Annotated in this window: 15 protein-coding genes; 10 read left to right on the top strand and 5 right to left on the bottom strand. The window is 73.5% G+C overall.

Translation table 11 applies throughout. The features are described from left to right. The first annotated feature begins 155 nt into the window (after positions 1 to 155). The 3 genes from ACMTAK_RS20560 to ACMTAK_RS20550 are packed head-to-tail and all read left to right on the top strand — an operon-like array spanning position 156 to position 2,820. The gene (locus tag ACMTAK_RS20560; RefSeq protein ID WP_413807582.1) at positions 156 to 1,286 is read left to right on the top strand and encodes an energy-coupling factor ABC transporter permease; all 1,131 of its coding nucleotides are present in this window, start codon (positions 156 to 158) and stop codon (positions 1,284 to 1,286) included. Between the two features lie 2 nt (positions 1,287 to 1,288). Then, positions 1,289 to 2,053 carry a cobalt ECF transporter T component CbiQ gene (cbiQ, locus tag ACMTAK_RS20555; protein WP_037948253.1) on the top strand — a complete coding sequence of 255 codons (765 nt, stop codon included), beginning with the start codon at positions 1,289 to 1,291 and terminating at the stop codon, positions 2,051 to 2,053. Next, positions 2,050 to 2,820, top strand: coding sequence for an energy-coupling factor ABC transporter ATP-binding protein (locus ACMTAK_RS20550; RefSeq protein ID WP_413807581.1), 771 nt, complete (start codon positions 2,050 to 2,052; stop codon positions 2,818 to 2,820). The genes cbiQ and ACMTAK_RS20550 overlap by 4 nt, the downstream gene beginning before the upstream one ends. Positions 2,821 to 3,010: 190 nt before the next feature. Here ACMTAK_RS20550 and ACMTAK_RS20545 read toward each other — a convergent pair whose 3' ends face one another. Beyond that, positions 3,011 to 4,285, bottom strand: coding sequence for a serine hydrolase domain-containing protein (locus ACMTAK_RS20545; protein ID WP_413807580.1), 1,275 nt, complete (start codon positions 4,283 to 4,285; stop codon positions 3,011 to 3,013). A 159-nt stretch (positions 4,286 to 4,444) separates the two neighbouring features. Here ACMTAK_RS20545 and ACMTAK_RS20540 point away from each other — a divergent pair, with 159 nt between their 5' ends. Continuing rightward, positions 4,445 to 5,227 carry an SDR family NAD(P)-dependent oxidoreductase gene (locus ACMTAK_RS20540; protein ID WP_413812948.1) on the top strand — a complete coding sequence of 261 codons (783 nt, stop codon included), beginning with the start codon at positions 4,445 to 4,447 and terminating at the stop codon, positions 5,225 to 5,227. Positions 5,228 to 5,253: 26 nt separating this feature from the next. Here ACMTAK_RS20540 and ACMTAK_RS20535 read toward each other — a convergent pair whose 3' ends face one another. From ACMTAK_RS20535 to ACMTAK_RS20520, 4 genes are all read right to left on the bottom strand, one after another. Beyond that, positions 5,254 to 6,132: an EamA family transporter gene (locus ACMTAK_RS20535; protein WP_413807579.1), complete on the bottom strand. Its 879-nt coding sequence runs from the start codon at positions 6,130 to 6,132 to the stop codon at positions 5,254 to 5,256. Continuing rightward, positions 6,129 to 6,623, bottom strand: a complete 495-nt coding sequence (locus tag ACMTAK_RS20530) for a YbaK/EbsC family protein (protein WP_413807578.1) — start codon at positions 6,621 to 6,623, stop codon at positions 6,129 to 6,131. The genes ACMTAK_RS20535 and ACMTAK_RS20530 overlap by 4 nt, the downstream gene beginning before the upstream one ends. A gap of 239 nt (positions 6,624 to 6,862) precedes the next feature. After that, positions 6,863 to 8,503, bottom strand: coding sequence for a penicillin-binding transpeptidase domain-containing protein (locus ACMTAK_RS20525; RefSeq protein WP_413807577.1), 1,641 nt, complete (start codon positions 8,501 to 8,503; stop codon positions 6,863 to 6,865). A gap of 159 nt (positions 8,504 to 8,662) precedes the next feature. Then, a complete protein-coding gene (locus ACMTAK_RS20520; protein ID WP_413807576.1) occupies positions 8,663 to 10,444 on the bottom strand; it encodes a dolichyl-phosphate-mannose--protein mannosyltransferase in 1,782 nt (593 codons plus the stop codon). Between the two features lie 259 nt (positions 10,445 to 10,703). Here ACMTAK_RS20520 and rsmI point away from each other — a divergent pair, with 259 nt between their 5' ends. The 6 genes from rsmI (at position 10,704) to ACMTAK_RS20490 (ending at position 16,885) form a co-directional block, all read left to right on the top strand. Continuing rightward, positions 10,704 to 11,579 carry a 16S rRNA (cytidine(1402)-2'-O)-methyltransferase gene (gene rsmI / locus ACMTAK_RS20515; RefSeq protein WP_413807575.1) on the top strand — a complete coding sequence of 292 codons (876 nt, stop codon included), beginning with the start codon at positions 10,704 to 10,706 and terminating at the stop codon, positions 11,577 to 11,579. Between the two features lie 186 nt (positions 11,580 to 11,765). Beyond that, the gene (locus ACMTAK_RS20510; protein WP_413807574.1) at positions 11,766 to 12,242 is read left to right on the top strand and encodes a hypothetical protein; all 477 of its coding nucleotides are present in this window, start codon (positions 11,766 to 11,768) and stop codon (positions 12,240 to 12,242) included. Positions 12,243 to 12,374: 132 nt separating this feature from the next. After that, on the top strand, positions 12,375 to 13,295 hold the full coding sequence (locus tag ACMTAK_RS20505) for a TatD family hydrolase (RefSeq protein WP_413807573.1): 921 nt from the start codon (positions 12,375 to 12,377) through the stop codon (positions 13,293 to 13,295). A 132-nt stretch (positions 13,296 to 13,427) separates the two neighbouring features. Next, positions 13,428 to 14,603 (top strand): ubiquitin-like domain-containing protein, encoded by a 1,176-nt coding sequence (locus tag ACMTAK_RS20500; RefSeq protein ID WP_461773814.1) that lies wholly within the window; start codon positions 13,428 to 13,430, stop codon positions 14,601 to 14,603. 189 nt (positions 14,604 to 14,792) lie between these two features. Continuing rightward, positions 14,793 to 15,659, top strand: coding sequence for a 16S rRNA (adenine(1518)-N(6)/adenine(1519)-N(6))-dimethyltransferase RsmA (rsmA, locus tag ACMTAK_RS20495; RefSeq protein WP_413807572.1), 867 nt, complete (start codon positions 14,793 to 14,795; stop codon positions 15,657 to 15,659). Between the two features lie 260 nt (positions 15,660 to 15,919). Continuing rightward, positions 15,920 to 16,885 (top strand): 4-(cytidine 5'-diphospho)-2-C-methyl-D-erythritol kinase, encoded by a 966-nt coding sequence (locus ACMTAK_RS20490; protein ID WP_413807571.1) that lies wholly within the window; start codon positions 15,920 to 15,922, stop codon positions 16,883 to 16,885. Positions 16,886 to 16,902: the final 17 nt, after the last annotated feature.

The following is a 16,902-nucleotide window of genomic DNA, read 5'->3' as shown; positions in this document are numbered from 1 at the left end:
CCTCGGCCCGACGGCGGCCTTCCGTTCCCGGAAGGCCGCCGTTCGGCGTTTTCCGGGAGTCCGCGCGATTCCGCGACGTCGGCGCTCTTGCGAATGACTTGCAGATACGGGCTACCATCGGGCCGGTAGCTGCAGCTCAGGAGCGGAGTCCCGCCATGCATGTGCCCGACGGATTCATCGACGCACCGGTGTCGGTGGCGACCGGTGTGGTCGCGGCCGGGGCCGTAGCGGTCAGTTTGCGCGGTGCCCGGCGGGAGCTCGACGAGCGGACCGCGCCGCTGGCCGGGCTGGTCGCGGCGTTCATCTTCGCCGTGCAGATGCTGAACTTCCCCGTGGCCGCCGGGACCAGCGGCCATCTGCTGGGCGGGGCGCTGGCCGCGATACTCGTGGGGCCGTACACGGGGGTGTTGTGCGTCTCCGTGGTGCTGCTGATGCAGGGCGTGCTGTTCGCGGACGGCGGGCTCACCGCGCTCGGCGTCAACATCACCGACATGGCCCTGGTCACCACGGTCGTGGCGTACGCGCTCTTCCGCGCGATCGTGAAGCTGGCCCCGCGTCGCCGCCGTACGGTCACCGTCGCGTCCTTCGTGGCGGCGCTGGTCTCCGTACCGGCCGCCGCGGTGGCCTTCACGGCGATCTACGCGCTCGGCGGCACGGCCGATGTGGCGATCGGCAAGGTCTTCGCGGCGATGGTCGGGGTGCATGTGCTGATCGGCATCGGCGAGGCGGCGATCACCGCGCTGACGGTCGGTGCCGTCGTGGCCGTACGGCCGGATCTGGTGTACGGGGCGCGGGGGGTGACCGCGCGTCCGCTGGAGATCCGCAGCAGCCCGCTGGCCCCGGCCGCCCCGGGGGCGGTGGCGCGGGCCGAGGGCCCGGCGGCCGAACCCGCCGCCGCGACCGCCGGGACCCGCGAGCCCGCCGGGACCCCCGAGGCTGTCCGGACCCCCGAGCCCGCCGCCGCGCCGCGGCGGTCGGCGCGGCCCGTGTGGTGGGCCGGGCTCGCCGCCGCGCTGCTGTGCGCCGGGGTCGTCAGCTTCTACGCCTCCGCCAGCCCCGACGGGCTGGAGAAGGTCGCCCATGACAAGGGGATCGACCAGAAGAAGGAGGACCACGCCGCCAAGGACTCCCCGCTCGCCGACTACGGCGTCAAGGACATCACCGACGCCCGGCTCTCCGGCGGGCTCGCCGGGGTGATCGGGGTCGGGGCCACGCTCGCCGTCGGCTCCGGGGTCTTCATCGTCATACGGCGGCGCAGGGCGACGGCCGAGAGCGAGCGGGGCTGACCGTGGGTGCGGGACACGCGCACAAGCTCTACCGGGAGGGCCGGTCGCCGGTTCACGCCCTCCCTCCGCACTGCAAGATCGCCGCTGTCTTCTGCTTCGTCCTGGTGGTCGTCTCCACGCCCCGGGAGGCCGTCTGGGCCTTCGGGGCGTATGCGGTGCTGCTGGCCGGAGTGGCGGTGGCGGCCCGGATCCCGGCCGGGTACGTACTGCGGCGGCTGCTGATCGAGATCCCGTTCGTGGCCTTCGCCGTGCTGATGCCGTTCATCGCGGAGGGCCCGCGGGTGGAGGCGCTGGGGATGTCGCTCAGCGAATCCGGGCTGTGGAGCGCCTGGAACATCCTCGCCAAGGGCACCCTCGGCGTCGCCGCCTCCGTCCTCCTGGCGTCCACGACCGAACTGCGCGCCCTGCTGCTGGGGTTGCAGCGGCTGCGGATGCCCTCGCTGCTGGTGCAGATCGCCTCGTTCATGATCCGCTACGGGGACGTCATCTCCGATGAGATGCGCCGGATGCGGATCGCCCGCCAGTCGCGCGGCTTCGAGGCGCGCGGGGTGCGGCACTGGGGGGTGCTCGCCTCCTCGGCCGGGGCGCTGTTCATCCGCTCCTACGAACGGGGCGAGCGGGTCCACCTGGCGATGGTCAGCCGGGGCTATACGGGCACCATGCCGGTGATCGACGATGTGACGGCGTCCCGTACCCAGTGGATGTACGCCGCCGCCCTCCCGCTGACCGCGCTGGCGGTCTGCCTGACCGGATGGATGCTGCCATGACCGACCCCGCCACCACCCCGCCGTCCCTCCAGGTGTCCGGTCTGGCCTACGCCTACCCCGACGGCCATCAGGCCCTCTTCGGCGTCGATCTGACCGTGGCCCGGGGCGAGCGGGTGGCGCTCCTCGGGCCCAACGGCGCGGGCAAGACCACGCTCGTACTGCACCTCAACGGCATCCTTACGGCGGGCGCCGGGGCGGTCACCGTCGCGGGGCTGCCCGTGGCGAAGGCGCATCTGGCCGAGATCCGCCGCCGGGTGGGCATCGTCTTCCAGGACCCGGACGACCAGTTGTTCATGCCCTCCGTGCGCGAGGACGTGGCCTTCGGCCCGGCCGCGGCCGGGCTGCGCGGCGCGGAGCTGGAGGAGCGGGTGCGCCGCGCGCTGGAGCGGGTCGGGATGGCGGAGTTCGCCGACCGGCCGCCGCACCACCTCTCCTTCGGGCAGCGGCGGCGGGTGGCCGTGGCGACCGTACTGGCCATGGAGCCGGAGATCCTGGTCCTGGACGAGCCGTCGTCCAACCTCGACCCGGCCTCGCGCCGCGAACTCGCCGACATCCTGCGCTCCCTGGAGGTGACCGTGCTGATGGTCACCCACGATCTGCCGTACGCGCTGGAGCTGTGCCCGCGCTCGGTGGTGCTCAGCGGCGGGGTGATCGCGGCGGACGGCGGAACGCAGGAGCTGCTGTGCGACGAGGAGCTGATGCGCGAGCACCGGCTGGAGCTCCCCTTCGGCTTCGACCCGCGCTCGGTGACGGTGCCGGTGAGGTGAGGATGCCGGTGTTTCCGGCAGGGTGCCGGTGATGTGACGGGCTAGCCGGTGAGGTGACGGGCTAGGGGGCGGACCCGCGTGTGCGGGGTACGGGAGGGCGCTCGGAGGCATACCGGGGGCGCGCGGCGCCCTCTCTTCCACGCCGCCCCGCCGCCCCGCCGCCACGCCGCACCAGCGGCACCTCGGGCCGCTACGCCTCCAGCGCCGCCAGGCTTGTCCGCACCGCGCGCACAAGCGCCTGCGCACGCGGATCGGCGGTGACGCCGCGCCGCATACCGTTGGTGACGTAGGCAAAGCCGATGCGCGCCTCCGGGTCGGCGAAGGCGAGGGACCCACCGCGCCCCGGGTGGCCGAAGGAGCCAGGCCCCAGCAGCGGACAGGCCGGGCCGTGCAGCATGTAGCCGAGGCCGAACCGGGTGCCGACGACCAGGACCCGGTCAGGGCCCGCGGACTCCTCGGTACGGGCCATCGTCAGCGTCGCCGGGGCGAACAGCCTGCCCCCCGAGCGGGCCGTACGGGCCGAGGGCAGCGGGCCGATCAGCGCCGTGTAGAAGCGGGCCAGCGCCTCGGCGGTCGCCACCCCGCCCGAGGCGGGCAACTCGGCGGCCAGATAGGCGGGGTCGTTCTCGTCCGGCAGCGGGGTGATCGCGGCGAACGCCCGCCGGGTCAGCGACTCGGGGTCCCGGTACGCCTCGGCCACCGACCGCTTGGGGCGCAGCCGCGGCCCGTGGGCGGCGGGCGCGGCGAGCGCCTCCACCGCCGCGATCCGGCCGACCCGGCCCCGCTGCTCCTCGGGCAGCCCGAGCCACAGGTCGAGCCCCAGCGGCCGGGCGATCTCCTCGGCGATCCAGCGCCCGATGGTCCGCCCGGTGACCCTGCGCACCAGCTCGCCCAGCAGCCAGCTGTACGTCTGGGCGTGGTAGCCGTGCGCCGTACCGGGCTCCCATACGGGCTGCTGGGCGGCGACGGCCCGCGGCCCGGATATGCCGTCGATGGCCTCGGCGGGGGTCAGCGGGGTGTCGAGCACGGGCACGCCGGTGCGGTGCGCCAGCAGATGCCGCACCAGCACCCGCTCCTTGCTCGCCGCCTTGAACTCCGGCCAGTAGGTGCTGACCCGGCCGTCCAGGTCCAACTGGCCGCGCTGGTGCAGCAGCAGCGGCACGGCGGCGGCCACGCCCTTGGTGACCGACCGGACGACCTGGGCGGTGTCCTGGGTCCAGGGCTCGGGGCCGTCGTCGGACCCCTCACGGCCATCGGGCTCCTCGCCGCCGTCGGAGTCCTCACGGCCGCCGGAGTCCTGGCCGCCCTCGGGGGTCTTCGTACCGCCCCACAGATCGACGACCTTCTCGCCCTCCCGGTACAGGACCACGGCCGCGCCGCGCTCGCCGTGCCGGGCGAAGTTCGCCGCGAAGGCGTCCCGGACCGGTTCGAAACCGTCCGCCACCATGCCCTGGACGTCCACCACTGTCCGACTCCCGCCATGCCGACCGAGCGTGTGTGCTTGTGTTTCTCCTTATGGTGCAACGCCCCGCGCGGGAGGATCATGCCGGGGCCGGGCATGATCCCGGCGGACCCGCCGCCATGGGGCGGCGGCGGTCCCCGAGCCGACGAGAAGGGGCACACGGTGCGGAGATTCGAGGGCTACGCGGTCATGCTCACCGGCGCGGGGCGCGGGATCGGGGAGGTGACCGCCCGCCGGTTCGCCGACGAGGGCGCCCGGGTGCTGATCACCGACCGGGACGGTGAACTGGCCGCGAAGGCCGCCGAGTCCATACGGACCGACGGCGGCGAGGCCGAGTCGCTGGGCTGTGACGTGGCCCGGCGGGCGGACGTCGAGGCGGCCGTGGCGCACGCCGTAAGGCGCTTCGGAAGACTGGACGTCCTGGTCAACAGCGCCCACTCGTGCCACGTCGACACCCCGCTGTTCGAGGACCAGGCGGACGACGAGTGGCAGCAGGACATCGACGTCACCCTGAGCGGCGCCTTCCGCTGCTCCCGCGCCGCGCTGCCGCATCTGGCCGCCGCGGAGGGCCGGGGCGCGATCGTCAACGTCGGCTCGGTCAACGGCCTCCAGGACTTCGGCAACCACGCCTACAGCGCCGCCAAGGCGGGCCTGGGCAGCCTCACCCGCACCCTGGCCGCCCACGCCGCCGGACGGGGCGTCCGCGTCAACCTCGTGGCCCCCGGCACGATCCGCACCCCCGGCTGGGACGGCCGTGAGGACACCCTGCGCCGCGCCGCCGAGGTCTACCCCCTCGGGCGGGTCGGCGAACCCACCGACATCGCCGCCGCCATCACCTTCCTGGCCTCCTCCGACGCGGCCTGGATCACCGGGATCACCCTCCCCGTGGACGGCGGCATCACGACCACGAACGTGGCGGTGCGCAGGGCATTCGGTCACCGGTAGGACGGGGTCGACGGGATACGGCGGGGTCAACCCGCGTGCAGCATCAGCCCGATGCCCGCCACCATCAGCCCCGCCGCCGCGATCCTCGGACCGCCGAACCCCTCCTTGAAGAACAGCGCCCCGATCGCCGCGCCGACGATGATCGACGATTCGCGCAGCGCCGCGATCGGGGCGAGCTCGGCTCGGGTCTGGGCCCACAGCACCAGGCCGTAGGCGGTGACCGAGAGCAGCCCGCCGAGCAGCCCGCGCGCCGCGACCGGCCGCAGCTGCCGAAGGAGCGCACCGCGCCGGATGGCCAGGGCGCAGACCGGGATGGCGAAGCCCTCAAGGATCATCAGCCAGGCGATGTAGGCGGGCGGACTGCCGGAGGCGCGCACCCCCAGCCCGTCCACGACGGTGTACGCGGCGATGGACAGACCGGTGGCGATGGCGGCCGTAAGGGCGAGCCACTGCGGTGCGCCCCCGCCGTTCCCCTCGCGCTCGGCGTGCCGCGCCCCCCTGATGCCCCACAGCGCCACGCCCACCAGCCCCGCCGAGGCCAGCGCGATGCCCGCCGCCTGCCAGCGGTCCGGCCGCTCGCCGACGAAGACCGCGGCGGCCACGGTCACCACCAGCGGGGCGGTGCCGCGCGCGATGGGGTACATCTGGCCGAAGTCGCCCAGGTGGAACGAGCGCATGAGCAGCAGCTGATAGACCACATGGATGGCCGCGGACGCCAGCAGATACGGCCAGGCGTCCGCGGCGGGCAGCGGGGTGAACGGCAGCAGCGCCAGCCCGCACAGCGCCCCGCCGCCGCCCACCAGGGTGAAGGCGAGCAACTGGTCCCTGATGCCGTGCGCGATCGCGTTCCAACTGGCGTGGGTGACGGCCGCGATGAGCACCGCGGCCGCGACCAGCGGGGTCATGCGGAACGCTCGCGCACATCCACCAGGGTGCCCTCGGCATGCGCGATCAGGGTCTTGGGGTCGAGCGGGAAGACGGTGTGCGGATCGCCCGCCGCGGCCCATACGGTCTCGTGGTCCAGCAGCCGGCGGTCGGCCAGGACGCGGGTGCGGGTGCGGTGGCCGAAGGGCGGCACCCCGCCGATGGCGTAGCCGGTGGTCTCCCGCACCAGCGCCGCGTCCGCCCGGCGGACGCTCCCGGCGCCCAGTTCATGCCGTACGAGCTCGACGTCGACCCGTGACGCCCCGTCCATCAGCACCACCACCGGCTGTCCGTCCGCCACGAAGACCAGCGACTTGACGATCTGGCTCAGCTCGCAGCCGATCGACGCGGCGGCCTCGGCGGCGGTACGGGTGGCGTCCGGAAACCGGCGCACCTCGACGGCCAGGCCGAGCTCGCGCAGGGCGTCGGCGAAACGGGGGTGGGCGGCGCTGTCAGGGGTGGAGTCGACCATGGAACGACGCTATCGACGCCCCCACGCCCCTCGCCAGGACTTTTCCCGGCACTTCCGGCCGACCGCCCCGGCCTACCCGCCCCGGCCCCCCGGCCGACCGCCCGGCCGACCGCCCCCGGCCCGCCCAAGGCGCTCAGTCGGCGGGCCCAACATGCCCCACTGCTGACCGGCCGGACGCGAAGGAGCCGGGCGGGCGCTCGTATGCGCCCGCCCGGCTCCTGGGGCGTATCCGCGCAGGCTCAGCCCGCGCGCAGCAGGGCCGCCACGATCGGGCCCGCCGTGTCGCCGCCGTGGCCGCCCTCGGGGACCACACCGGCGGCCGCGACATCGTCGCGGTACGCGCTGAACCAGCCGTTCGGCTTCTCCTGGTTGTCCACCTCGGCCGAGCCGGTCTTGGCGCCGAAGTCACCGCTCATCCCGGCCATCGCCTCGGCGGCGGTGCCCGAGGTGGCCGTCAGCTTCATCAGCTTCTTCAGCTGGTCGTGGGTGCTGGACTTCATCGTCCTGCTCGCCTTGGCCAGCGTCCGGTCGTCCAGCGACGGCGAGACCAGGTACGGCTGGCGGAAGGTGCCGGTGGAGGCGGTGGCCGCGACCGACGCCATGTTGAGCGGGTTCATCCGCACGCCGCCCTGGCCGATCAGCGAGGCGGCCTTGGAGGCCGCGGACTGCACCGGCACGGCGCCGTCGAAGGTGGGCACGCCGGTCTGCCAGTTGAGGCCGATGCCGAAGACGTCCCGGGCCTCCTTGCTCAGGTCGTCGTCCTTCAGCTTCCCCGCCTGGCTGATGAAGGCCGTGTTGCAGGAGCGGGCGAAGCTCTGCTCGAAGGTGCCGTTCTTGATCTCGAACTTCTTGTCGTTCTGGAACTTCCAGCCGCCGTAACTGAAGTACTTCGGGCACGGATGCGGCTTGCCGTACGCCGCCAGTCCCTTGTCCATCAGCGTCGTCGAGGTGATGATCTTCATCGTCGAGCCGGGTGCGTACGAGCCCTGGAAGGCGGTGTTGAAGCCGCTCGCGGGGGAGTTGGCCAGCGCGAGGATCTCACCGGTGCTGGGCTTGACCGCGACCACCGACGCCTTGGTGCGCTTGCTCACCTGCTGCTCGGCGGTGCGCTGGAGCGATGCGTCGATCGTGGTGCGGAGCGTGCCCGGGGTGCCCTTGGAGAGCACCTTGAGGGTCTTGTCGGGGGACTTGGAGCCCTTGGCGCGCTCGATCCAGGTCTCCACGCCCGCCTCGCCGCCCGCCTTCTTGCCGTACCGCTCGCGCAGCGCGGCCAGGACGGTCTTGAGGGTCGGGTGCTCGGAGGCGGTCAGCTCCTTGCCGTCGCGGTCCACCGCCTTGATCGGCGGTGCCTCGGACGCGCCGGTCTTGAGCGTGTCGCCCTCGGCGAGGTCGGGGTGCACCACGGAGGGCTTCCAGGCGACGACCGGCTTGCCGGTCTTGGTGTCGCGGGTCACGGTCAGCGAGGATTCATACGTCCAGGGGACGCTGTCACCGCCGGAGGAGAGCTGGGCGTTGACCGAGAACGGCACCTTGGCGCCGCTCGCCTGCCCCGCGTCCAGCGTCACCTTGGCCACCTTGGCCTTTGTGCGATAGCCGCTCAGCGCCGTGGTGGCGGCGCCGCTGTCGTCCGTAAGGGCGGCGGCCTTCGCCGTCTTGCCCGCCGACCAGGCCGCCAGGAACGCGTGGGCGGTGGTCTTGACCTCGGCCGCGCTCGGCGGGCCGGTCTTCACCTTCTTCAGGGACGGCTTGTCGTCACCCGAGCCGGCGCTCGCACCGTCCTTCGGGCCGGCTGAATCGTCCTGGCCGCTGCCGCAACCGGCCACACCGACCATGGCGGCGAACACCGCACCGACGATCGCGGCTCTCGCGCCACTCCGCATTTCAGAACCCCCACACTGTGTTCTCGGTTCCCCCCATCAGTCGATGAGGGCCGCGGTGCCCGGCACTCTACCGGCACCACGTGAAGCCCCCGCGCCCTCACAGTAGGGGGCGCGGGGGCCGTGGCCGGATCCATGCGGTGGGCCCGGGGCCGAGCGGGGTCAGATCCAGGTATCGAGCCACATCCGGGCCCGCCAGTCGTCCATCGGCATCGTCTGGCCCGTGTACAGCGGGAAGAAGTAGATGAAGTTCCAGATGATCAGCAGGACGAGGGCGCCCGAGCCGACCGCGCCGATCACCCGGCGGGTCTCGCTCGCGCCCGGTGGCCCCAGCAGCGCGCCGATCATCATCGCCACCCCGAGGCACAGGAAGGGCACGAAGACGACGGCGTAGAAGGAGAAGATCGTCCGGTCCTGGTAGAGGAACCACGGCAGATAGCCCGCGGCGATCCCGCACAGGATCGCGCCCGCCCGCCAGTCGCGCCGCAGCGCCCATCGGAACAGCAGGTACAGCAGCGCGAAACAGGCCGTCCACCACAGCAGCGGGGTGCCGATGGCCAGCACCTCGCGCGCGCACTTCTCGGCGGCGTCCTTGGGGCAGCCCTCCTGGCCGGCCCGTGGGGACTCGTAGAAGTACGAGACCGGGCGGGACTGGACCAGCCAGCTCCACGGATTGGACTGGTAGACATGCGGCGAGTCCAGGTTGACGTGGAACTTGTAGACCTCGGACTCGTAGTGCCACAGGCTGCGCAGCGGGTTGAGCAGCCAGTCGAAGGCGCCGCCGGTGCCGTGGCCGCCGCCGCCGGCGGACTTGGCGGACTCGGCCCAGTGGCGGAAATAGCCGCTGTGCCGCCAGCCGCGCCCCTGGTCGTAGCTGCCGCTCGCGGTGAACCAGCCCGACCAGGAGGCGATGTACGTGAGGATCGCCACAGGCACCAGCGAGACGAACGCCCAGCCCAGATCGCGCCGCAGCACCGCCCGGTAGGGGCGGAGGGCGCCCGCGGCGCGGCGGCTGCCCACGTCCCACAGGACGGTCATCAGGCCGAAGGCCGCCAGCACGTACAGCCCGTTCCACTTGGTGCCGATCGCCAGGCCCAGCAGCACCCCGGCCGCGATCCGCCACGGCCGCGCGCCCAGCCTCAGGCCCCGGGCGACCGCCGGGTCCGGCCGCGCCGCGCCATCCTCATTGGCTGGCAGCGCCGCCGCCAGCCTGGCGCGCGCCAGGTCCCGGTCGACGAGCAGACAGCCGAAGGCGGCCAGCACGAAGAACATCACGACCAGGTCGAGCAGCGCCGTGCGGCTCATCACGAAGTGCAGCCCGTCCACGGCCATCAGCGCGCCCGCGAGGCAGCCGAGGAAAGTCGACCGGAACAGCCGCCGCCCGATCCGGCACAGCATCAGCACCGAGAGGGTGCCGAGCACCGCGACCATGAACCGCCAGCCGAACGGATGCAGCCCGAAGAACTGCTCGCCGAGCCCGATGACCCACTTGCCCACCGGCGGGTGCACCACATACGAGGCCGCGTCGCTGAGCGGGATGTGCTGCGGGGCGTCGAGAATCCGGTCGTTGGCGGATTTCGGCCAGGTGCCCTCGTAGCCGTACTCCCAGATCGACCAGGCGTCCTTGGCGTAGTACGTCTCGTCGAATATGACGTTGTCCGGGCTGCCCAGGTGCCAGAAGCGGGTCAGCCCGGCGCACAGCGCGACCAGCAGCGGACCGCCCCAGCCGCTCCAGCGGGCGATTCTGGCCGCCGCCGAGGGGGTCGCGCCGAGGATCTCCCAGAGCCGGGTGCCCGGCTCCGCGTACGGCGGGACCAGCCGCTCCCGTACGCCGGGCCTGGTCTGGCCCGCGTATCCGAAACGGCGCAGCCGGCGCTGCCAGGCCGGCGGCTGCTGGCCGGTGGCTTTGCCCGGCTGGGCGTGGGTCGCGGTGTCACTGCTCACCGGCCCATCGTAGGGAAGGGGTCTGTGAGTGTGGCGGGGAAAGGCGGCGAACGGGGATTCGTGCCCGGGGCGGCGGCCCCGGGACCGGGCCCGCGGTCGCCTCGGGGCCGGGCCCGCGGCCGGTCCCGGCCGACGCCGCGGCCGGTCGTGGTCGACGCCGTAGCCGGTCGTGGCCGGTCGTGGCCGACGCCGTAGCCGGTCGTGGTCGACGCCGTAGCCGGTCGCCGGGCCCGCCGCGCCCGGCTGCGAGGATGGGGGCGTGACTGGAACGCTCGTACTGGCAGGGACCCCCATCGGCGACACGGCGGACGCGCCCCCGAGGCTGGCCGCCGAGCTCATGGCCGCCGATGTGATCGCCGCCGAGGACACCCGGCGGCTGCGCCGCCTCACCCAGGCCCTGGACGTGCGCCCGGCCGCCCGGGTGGTGTCCTACTTCGAGGGCAACGAGTCGGCCCGCACGCCCGAGCTGGTCGAATCGCTGGCCGGGGGCGCCCGGGTGCTGCTGGTCACCGACGCGGGCATGCCGTCGGTCTCCGACCCCGGCTACCGGCTGGTGGCCGCCGCCGTGGAGCGCGGGATCACCGTCACCGCCGTGCCCGGCCCGTCCGCGGTGCTCACCGCGCTGGCCGTGTCCGGGCTGCCGGTGGACCGCTTCTGCTTCGAGGGGTTCCCGCCGCGCAAGGCGGGGGAGCGGCTGACCCGGCTGCGCGAGGTCGCCGACGAGCGCCGCACCCTGGTCTGGTTCGAGGCCCCGCACCGGCTGGACGACACGCTCGCGGCCATGGCCGAGGTGTTCGGCCCGGACCGCCGCGCCGCGGTGTGCCGGGAGCTGACCAAGACCTACGAGGAGGTGCGGCGCGGCCCGCTGGCCGAGCTGGCCGCCTGGGCGGCGGAGGGCGTACGCGGCGAGATCACCATCGTGGTCGAGGGCGCCCCCGCGCCCGGACCCGAGGAGGCCGGCCCCGCCGAGCTGGCCCGCCGGGTCGCGGTGCGCGAGGAGGCCGGTGAGCGCCGTAAGGAGGCCATCGCGGCGGTGGCGCAGGAGGCCGGGGTGCCCAAACGACAGGTGTTCGACGCGGTCGTGGCGGCGAAGAACGCCGCGGGAAGCATGCCACGCGAAGGTAAAGCCCCGTAGCGAAAAGCAAAGCTCAGGTTAGTAGCCGGGCAGTTGCTCGCCAGTTTCTCCATCGCCGTTGCCAAATCTCGCTCAAAGAGAGGGAAGAGCCCGTGCGATGGCGCCGGGAAAGGCGTCCACTGGTTGTGGAAGACCTGGGGCGATCCCATCCCGGAAGACTTGTCCTGTGTGACAAGAGGAGCTGCCATGAGCGATATAGCGGGAACCTCGAGCGGTGCTCATCCGATAGCCGCCCACACCCCCTCCGATCAGTCCGGCGAGGTGGCCCACGAGGCGTACGCCTTCGCCTGCATGAAGTGCGGGCACGGCTGGGAGCGGTCGTACGACATCGAACACCACGTGGACGGCGACGGCCGGGCCTTCGTCGTCTACTTCACCGACGGCCGGCGCGTCCCCTCCCCGCTGACGAGCCCCGACTGCGTCAACTGCGGTGCGCATCTGGTGCGGATCATGCGCTCGGGTCAGGTCTCCTCCGTCCTGGAGAGTGCGCGGCGCGGGAGGCCGCACACCACCCGGGACCGGGGGGAAGGCACCGGCGCACCGGAGACCGAGGCGGACGCCGCGCCGGACCGCGCACCGGAAAACGAGGACCCCGCGCGACGCCGTGGGCACCATTGGCACCTTCCGAATCTGCTGCATCCCTTTCAGCACCACCGCGACTGAGTACGATCCGGTTCATATGAGCTGTTTCACATGAGCCGGCTCTGTAGTCGGTTCACCTGAGCCGGGCGCCGGTCAACTGAGCGGCCGGACGCGATTCACCTCACATTCACCGGGATTCATAGAATCGCGTCCATGGCGAAAACAGCATCGACCCCCGGCGGCAGTGGCAAGGCGAGCGGCGCGCAAAAGGAAAAGGACGCGCCCCCGCCGCCGCCGGAGCCCCTGCGGGTCCCGGTCGCCGATTCCCACACCCACCTGGACATGCAGTCGGGCACCGTCGAGGAGGCACTGGCCAAGGCCGCCTCGGTCGGCGTCACGACCGTCGTCCAGGTGGGGTGCGACCTCGCCGGGTCCCGGTGGGCGGCCGAGATCGCGGCGGCGCACGAGAGCGTCTGGGCCACGGTGGCCCTGCACCCCAACGAGGCGCCGCGCATCGTCCTGGGGGACCCCGACGGCTGGTCCCGGCAGGGCGCCAGGGAGCCCGGCGGCGACGCCGCCCTGGACGCGGCCCTCGACGAGATAGCGGCCCTGGCCGCGCTGCCCCAGGTGCGCGGCGTGGGCGAGACCGGCCTGGACTACTTCCGCACCGGGCCGGAGGGCATGGCCGCCCAGGAGCGCTCGTTCCGCCGTCACGTCGCCATCGCCAAGGAGCACGGCAAGGCGCTGGTCATCCACGACCGGGAGGCCCACGACGACGTGCTGCGGGTGCTCGCCGAGGAGGGCGCGCCCGACACCGTCGTCTTCCACTGCTACTCCGGTGACGCGGCCATGGCGACGATCTGCGCCGAGCGCGGCTACTACATGTCGTTCGCGGGCAACATCACCTTCAAGAACGCCCAGCCGCTGCGCGACGCCCTCGCCGTCGCCCCGCTCGACCTCGTCCTCGTCGAGACCGACGCGCCCTTCCTGACCCCCGTCCCCTACCGCGGACGGCCCAACGCTCCGTATCTGATTCCGCTCACCCTGCGGGCCATGGCCGAGGTCAAGGGCGTCCCCGAGGACACCCTGGCGACCGCCGTGGCGGCCAATACGGCGCGCGTCTTCGGCTATTGAGGGGCGGTGGCGATCCGAGGGCGGTGATCACACTGCGTGATGATCTCGCTTTGGAGAGTCACCCCCACTCCGCTACAGTCCCGGATCCAACGCCTGACCAGTGGACTTGTGGAGTGTTACCGGAGTGTTGTCGTGAGCCGCAGGGCCAGCCACCGCGTCCCGGGCGGCCGTGCCGCCGCCCGCCGAGCCGCCCGGCGCGGCGCCACCGGCCGGACCGATCCGATGCGCCGGCTGCTGCCGCAGGCGATGGTGGTCGCCGCCCTGGCCGGCGGCACCTCCGCCTTTGTCGCCCAGGACAAGGCCGTACGGCTCACCGTCGACGGCGACGCGCGCACGTTGCACACCTACGCCGACGACGTGGGCGAGCTGCTGGCGGACCTGGACGTCCGCGTCGGCGCGCACGACATCGTCGCCCCCGAGCCCGGGGAGCGGCTCGGCGACGGCGACGAGATCGCCGTCCGCTACGGCCGTCCCGTCACCCTCACCCTCGACGGGGAGCGCCGCCGGGTGTGGACCACCGCCCGCACGGTTGACGGCGCACTGCGCCAACTGGGCGTACGTGCCGAGGGTGCGTACCTGTCCGCCTCCCGCTCCGCCGCCATCACCAGCCGAGGGCTGCTCCTGCACGTCCGTACCCAGCGCACCGTCACCTTTCTCGCCGACGGGCGCCCCCACGTGGTCCGCACGAACGCGGCCACCATCGGCGAGGCCCTCGCCGCCGCCGGGCTCACCCTGCGCGGCCAGGACACCACCTCCGTCCCGCGGGACAGCTTCCCGCGCGACGGCCAGACGGTGACGGTGATGCGGATCACCGGCGGCAAGGAGGTCCGGGACCATCCGGTGCCCTTCACCACCGTGCACCGCGCCGACCCCACGCTCCCCAAGGGCACCGAGCTGGTGGCCCGGCCCGGCGAGCCGGGCACCCTGCGCATCACCTACCGGGTGCGCAGCGTCAACGGCGTCCGGCAGCGGCCGCGGAAGATCGGCAGCGAGGTCGTCAAGGCGCCCGTGGCCAGGATCGTCCGGGTCGGCACCATGACCGTGCCCGCCGGCGTCGGCGGCCCGGCGGACGGGCTCAACTGGCGGGCGATGGCCCGCTGCGAATCGGGCGGCCGGCCCGACGCGGTCGACGGCTCCGGCCGCCACGGCGGCCTCTACCAGCTCGACCAGGGCACCTGGCACGCCCTCGGCGGCCACGGCCGCCCCCAGGACGCGCCCCCGTCCGAGCAGACCTACCGTGCGAAGAAGCTCTACCAACAACGCGGCGCCAGCCCCTGGCCCAGCTGTGGCTCGAAGCTTCACCGGTGATGGGGGCTCGGCCGGGTGGCCCGATTCCAGGGTGCTCGGGCCCTCCGGCCGGGGGACCCTGGCAGCGGTAGCCGGGGAAGGCTGATGCGCTCCGGTGGGGGCACGTGTCGGCGGTAGCCGGGGGAGGACCGAGCCGTGAGAGGACCGAGCCTTGAAAAGGGGATCTGAAACGGGGCCTAAACTTCCTGGGTGAGCTCCACCGACTCCGACGTTCTGCTCGGCCCCGCCGACATCCGCGAACTCGCGGCGCGGCTCGGCGTACGTCCGACCAAGCAGCGCGGCCAGAACTTCGTCATCGACGCCAATACGGTCCGCCGGATCGTCCGGACCGCCGGGGTGCGCCCGGACGACGTGGTCGTCGAGGTCGGCCCCGGGCTCGGTTCGCTGACCCTCGCGCTGCTGGAGGCCGCAGACCGGGTCACCGCCGTCGAGATCGACGACGTACTCGCCGCGGCCCTCCCCGCGACCGTCGAGGCCCGGCTGCCGCACCGCGCCGACCGGTTCGCGCTGGTGCACAGCGACGCCCTGCGGGTGACCGAACTGCCGGGCCCCGCCCCGACCGCGCTGGTCGCCAACCTGCCGTACAACGTCGCCGTGCCCGTGCTGCTCCATATGCTCGGGCGGTTCCCGACCATCGAACGGACCCTGGTCATGGTCCAGTCCGAGGTCGCCGACCGGCTCGCCGCCCCGCCCGGCTCCAAGGTGTACGGCATCCCCTCCGTGAAGGCCGCCTGGTACGCCCACGTCAAGCGCGCGGGCGCGATCGGCCGCAACGTCTTCTGGCCCGCCCCGAACGTCGACTCCGGCCTGGTCTCGCTGATCCGCCGGGACGAGCCCCCGCGCACCAACGCCACCCGGGAAGAGGTCTTCGCGGTGGTGGACGCGGCGTTCGCCCAGCGCCGCAAGACCCTCAGGGCGGCGCTCGCGGGCTGGGCCGGTTCGGCGGGGGCCGCGGAGGAGGCCCTGAAGGCCGCGGGGGTCTCGCCGCAGGCGCGCGGGGAGTCGCTGACGGTGGAGGACTTCGCCGCGATCGCCGAGCACGGACCCGGGACCTGACCACACACCGCGCCCGCGGGCGGGCTTGCTCCCCACCCCACCCCGCCCCTCCCCGCAGCATCCGATGCACGGCTCCACCGCGTGCCGGGGCTCGCTTCGGCCGTACACCGGCAGGCGTCAGGCACCGGAGCTTTCCCCACCCCGCCCCTTCCCGTAACCGGGGCCCCACCCCGGACCCCGACCCGGGGGCTTGCTCCCGGTTCGGGAAGGGGCGGGGTGGGGGACAAGGCCGCCGCAGGCCCCCCTCGCACCGCGGGACAATGGCCGCACCGGAACACCCGAACCCACCGAGGAGCCCCGTGAGCCGCCCCGTGACCGCCCGTGTGCCCGCCAAGGTCAACGTCCAGCTCGCGGTCGGCGGGCTGCGCCCCGACGGGTTCCACGACCTGGCCAACGTCTTCCTCGCCGTCGGGCTCCACGACGAGGTCACCGCCACCCCCGCCGACGCCCTCCGGATCACCGTCGAGGGCGCGGATGCCGGCCAGGTGCCGCTGGACCGCACCAACCTCGCGGCCCGCGCCGCTCTCGCGCTCGCCGAGCGGCACGGCATCGCGCCCGGCGTGCATCTCCATATCGCCAAGGACATCCCCGTCGCGGGCGGTATGGCGGGCGGCAGCGCGGATGCCGCCGGGGCGCTCCTGGCGTGCGACGCGCTGTGGGGCACCCAGGCGACCCGCGCCGAACTCCTCGCGATCTGTGCAGAGTTGGGCAGTGACATCCCCTTCAGCCTCGTCGGCGGCGTGGCCCTCGGCCGCGGCCGGGGCGAGCTGCTGACGCCGCTGGAGACCGGCGGCACCTTCCACTGGGTGTTCGCCGTGGCAGACGGCGGGCTGTCCACCCCCGCCGTCTACCGCGAATGCGACCGGCTGCGCGAGGCGTCCGGCGCGGGCGCGAGCGCCGCCGATGTCCCCGACCCCGAGCCCTCCCAGGCGCTGCTGGACGCGCTGCGCACCGGCGACGCCACCGCGCTGGCCGCCGCCGTCTCCAACGATCTCCAGCCCGCCGCGCTCTCGCTGCGCCCCGCGCTCGCCGACACCCTGCGCGCCGGCGCGGAGGCCGGCGCGCTCGCCTCCCTCGTCTCCGGCTCCGGTCCGACCTGCGCCTTCCTGGCGAAGGACACCGAGGCCGCGCAGGCGGTGGCGACCGGGCTGGCCGCCTCGGGCACCTGCCGCACGGTCCGCGTGACCTCCGGCCCGGTCCCCGGGGCGCGGCTGGTCGACGCCTGAGCGCGGCGCCCCGCGCG

The sequence above is a fragment of the Streptomyces lacaronensis genome (assembly GCF_047337785.1).
Classification (GTDB): domain Bacteria; phylum Actinomycetota; class Actinomycetes; order Streptomycetales; family Streptomycetaceae; genus Streptomyces; species Streptomyces lycopersici.
The sequence above is the reverse complement of the archived record's forward strand: the minus strand, read 5'-3'. Positions and strand labels throughout refer to the sequence as shown.

Excerpts from the sequence above, each read along its gene's own strand:
- ACMTAK_RS20560 (WP_413807582.1), top strand. The coding sequence starts at position 156 with ATGCATGTGCCCGACGGATTCATCGACGCACCGGTGTCGGTGGCGACC.
- ACMTAK_RS20550 (WP_413807581.1), top strand. The coding sequence starts at position 2,050 with ATGACCGACCCCGCCACCACCCCGCCGTCCCTCCAGGTGTCCGGTCTG.
- ACMTAK_RS20535 (WP_413807579.1), bottom strand. The coding sequence starts at position 6,132 with ATGACCCCGCTGGTCGCGGCCGCGGTGCTCATCGCGGCCGTCACCCAC.
- ACMTAK_RS20530 (WP_413807578.1), bottom strand. The coding sequence starts at position 6,623 with ATGGTCGACTCCACCCCTGACAGCGCCGCCCACCCCCGTTTCGCCGAC.
- ACMTAK_RS20525 (WP_413807577.1), bottom strand. The coding sequence starts at position 8,503 with ATGCGGAGTGGCGCGAGAGCCGCGATCGTCGGTGCGGTGTTCGCCGCC.
- ACMTAK_RS20510 (WP_413807574.1), top strand. The coding sequence starts at position 11,766 with ATGAGCGATATAGCGGGAACCTCGAGCGGTGCTCATCCGATAGCCGCC.
- ACMTAK_RS20505 (WP_413807573.1), top strand. The coding sequence starts at position 12,375 with ATGGCGAAAACAGCATCGACCCCCGGCGGCAGTGGCAAGGCGAGCGGC.
- ACMTAK_RS20490 (WP_413807571.1), top strand. The coding sequence starts at position 15,920 with ATGGCCGCACCGGAACACCCGAACCCACCGAGGAGCCCCGTGAGCCGC.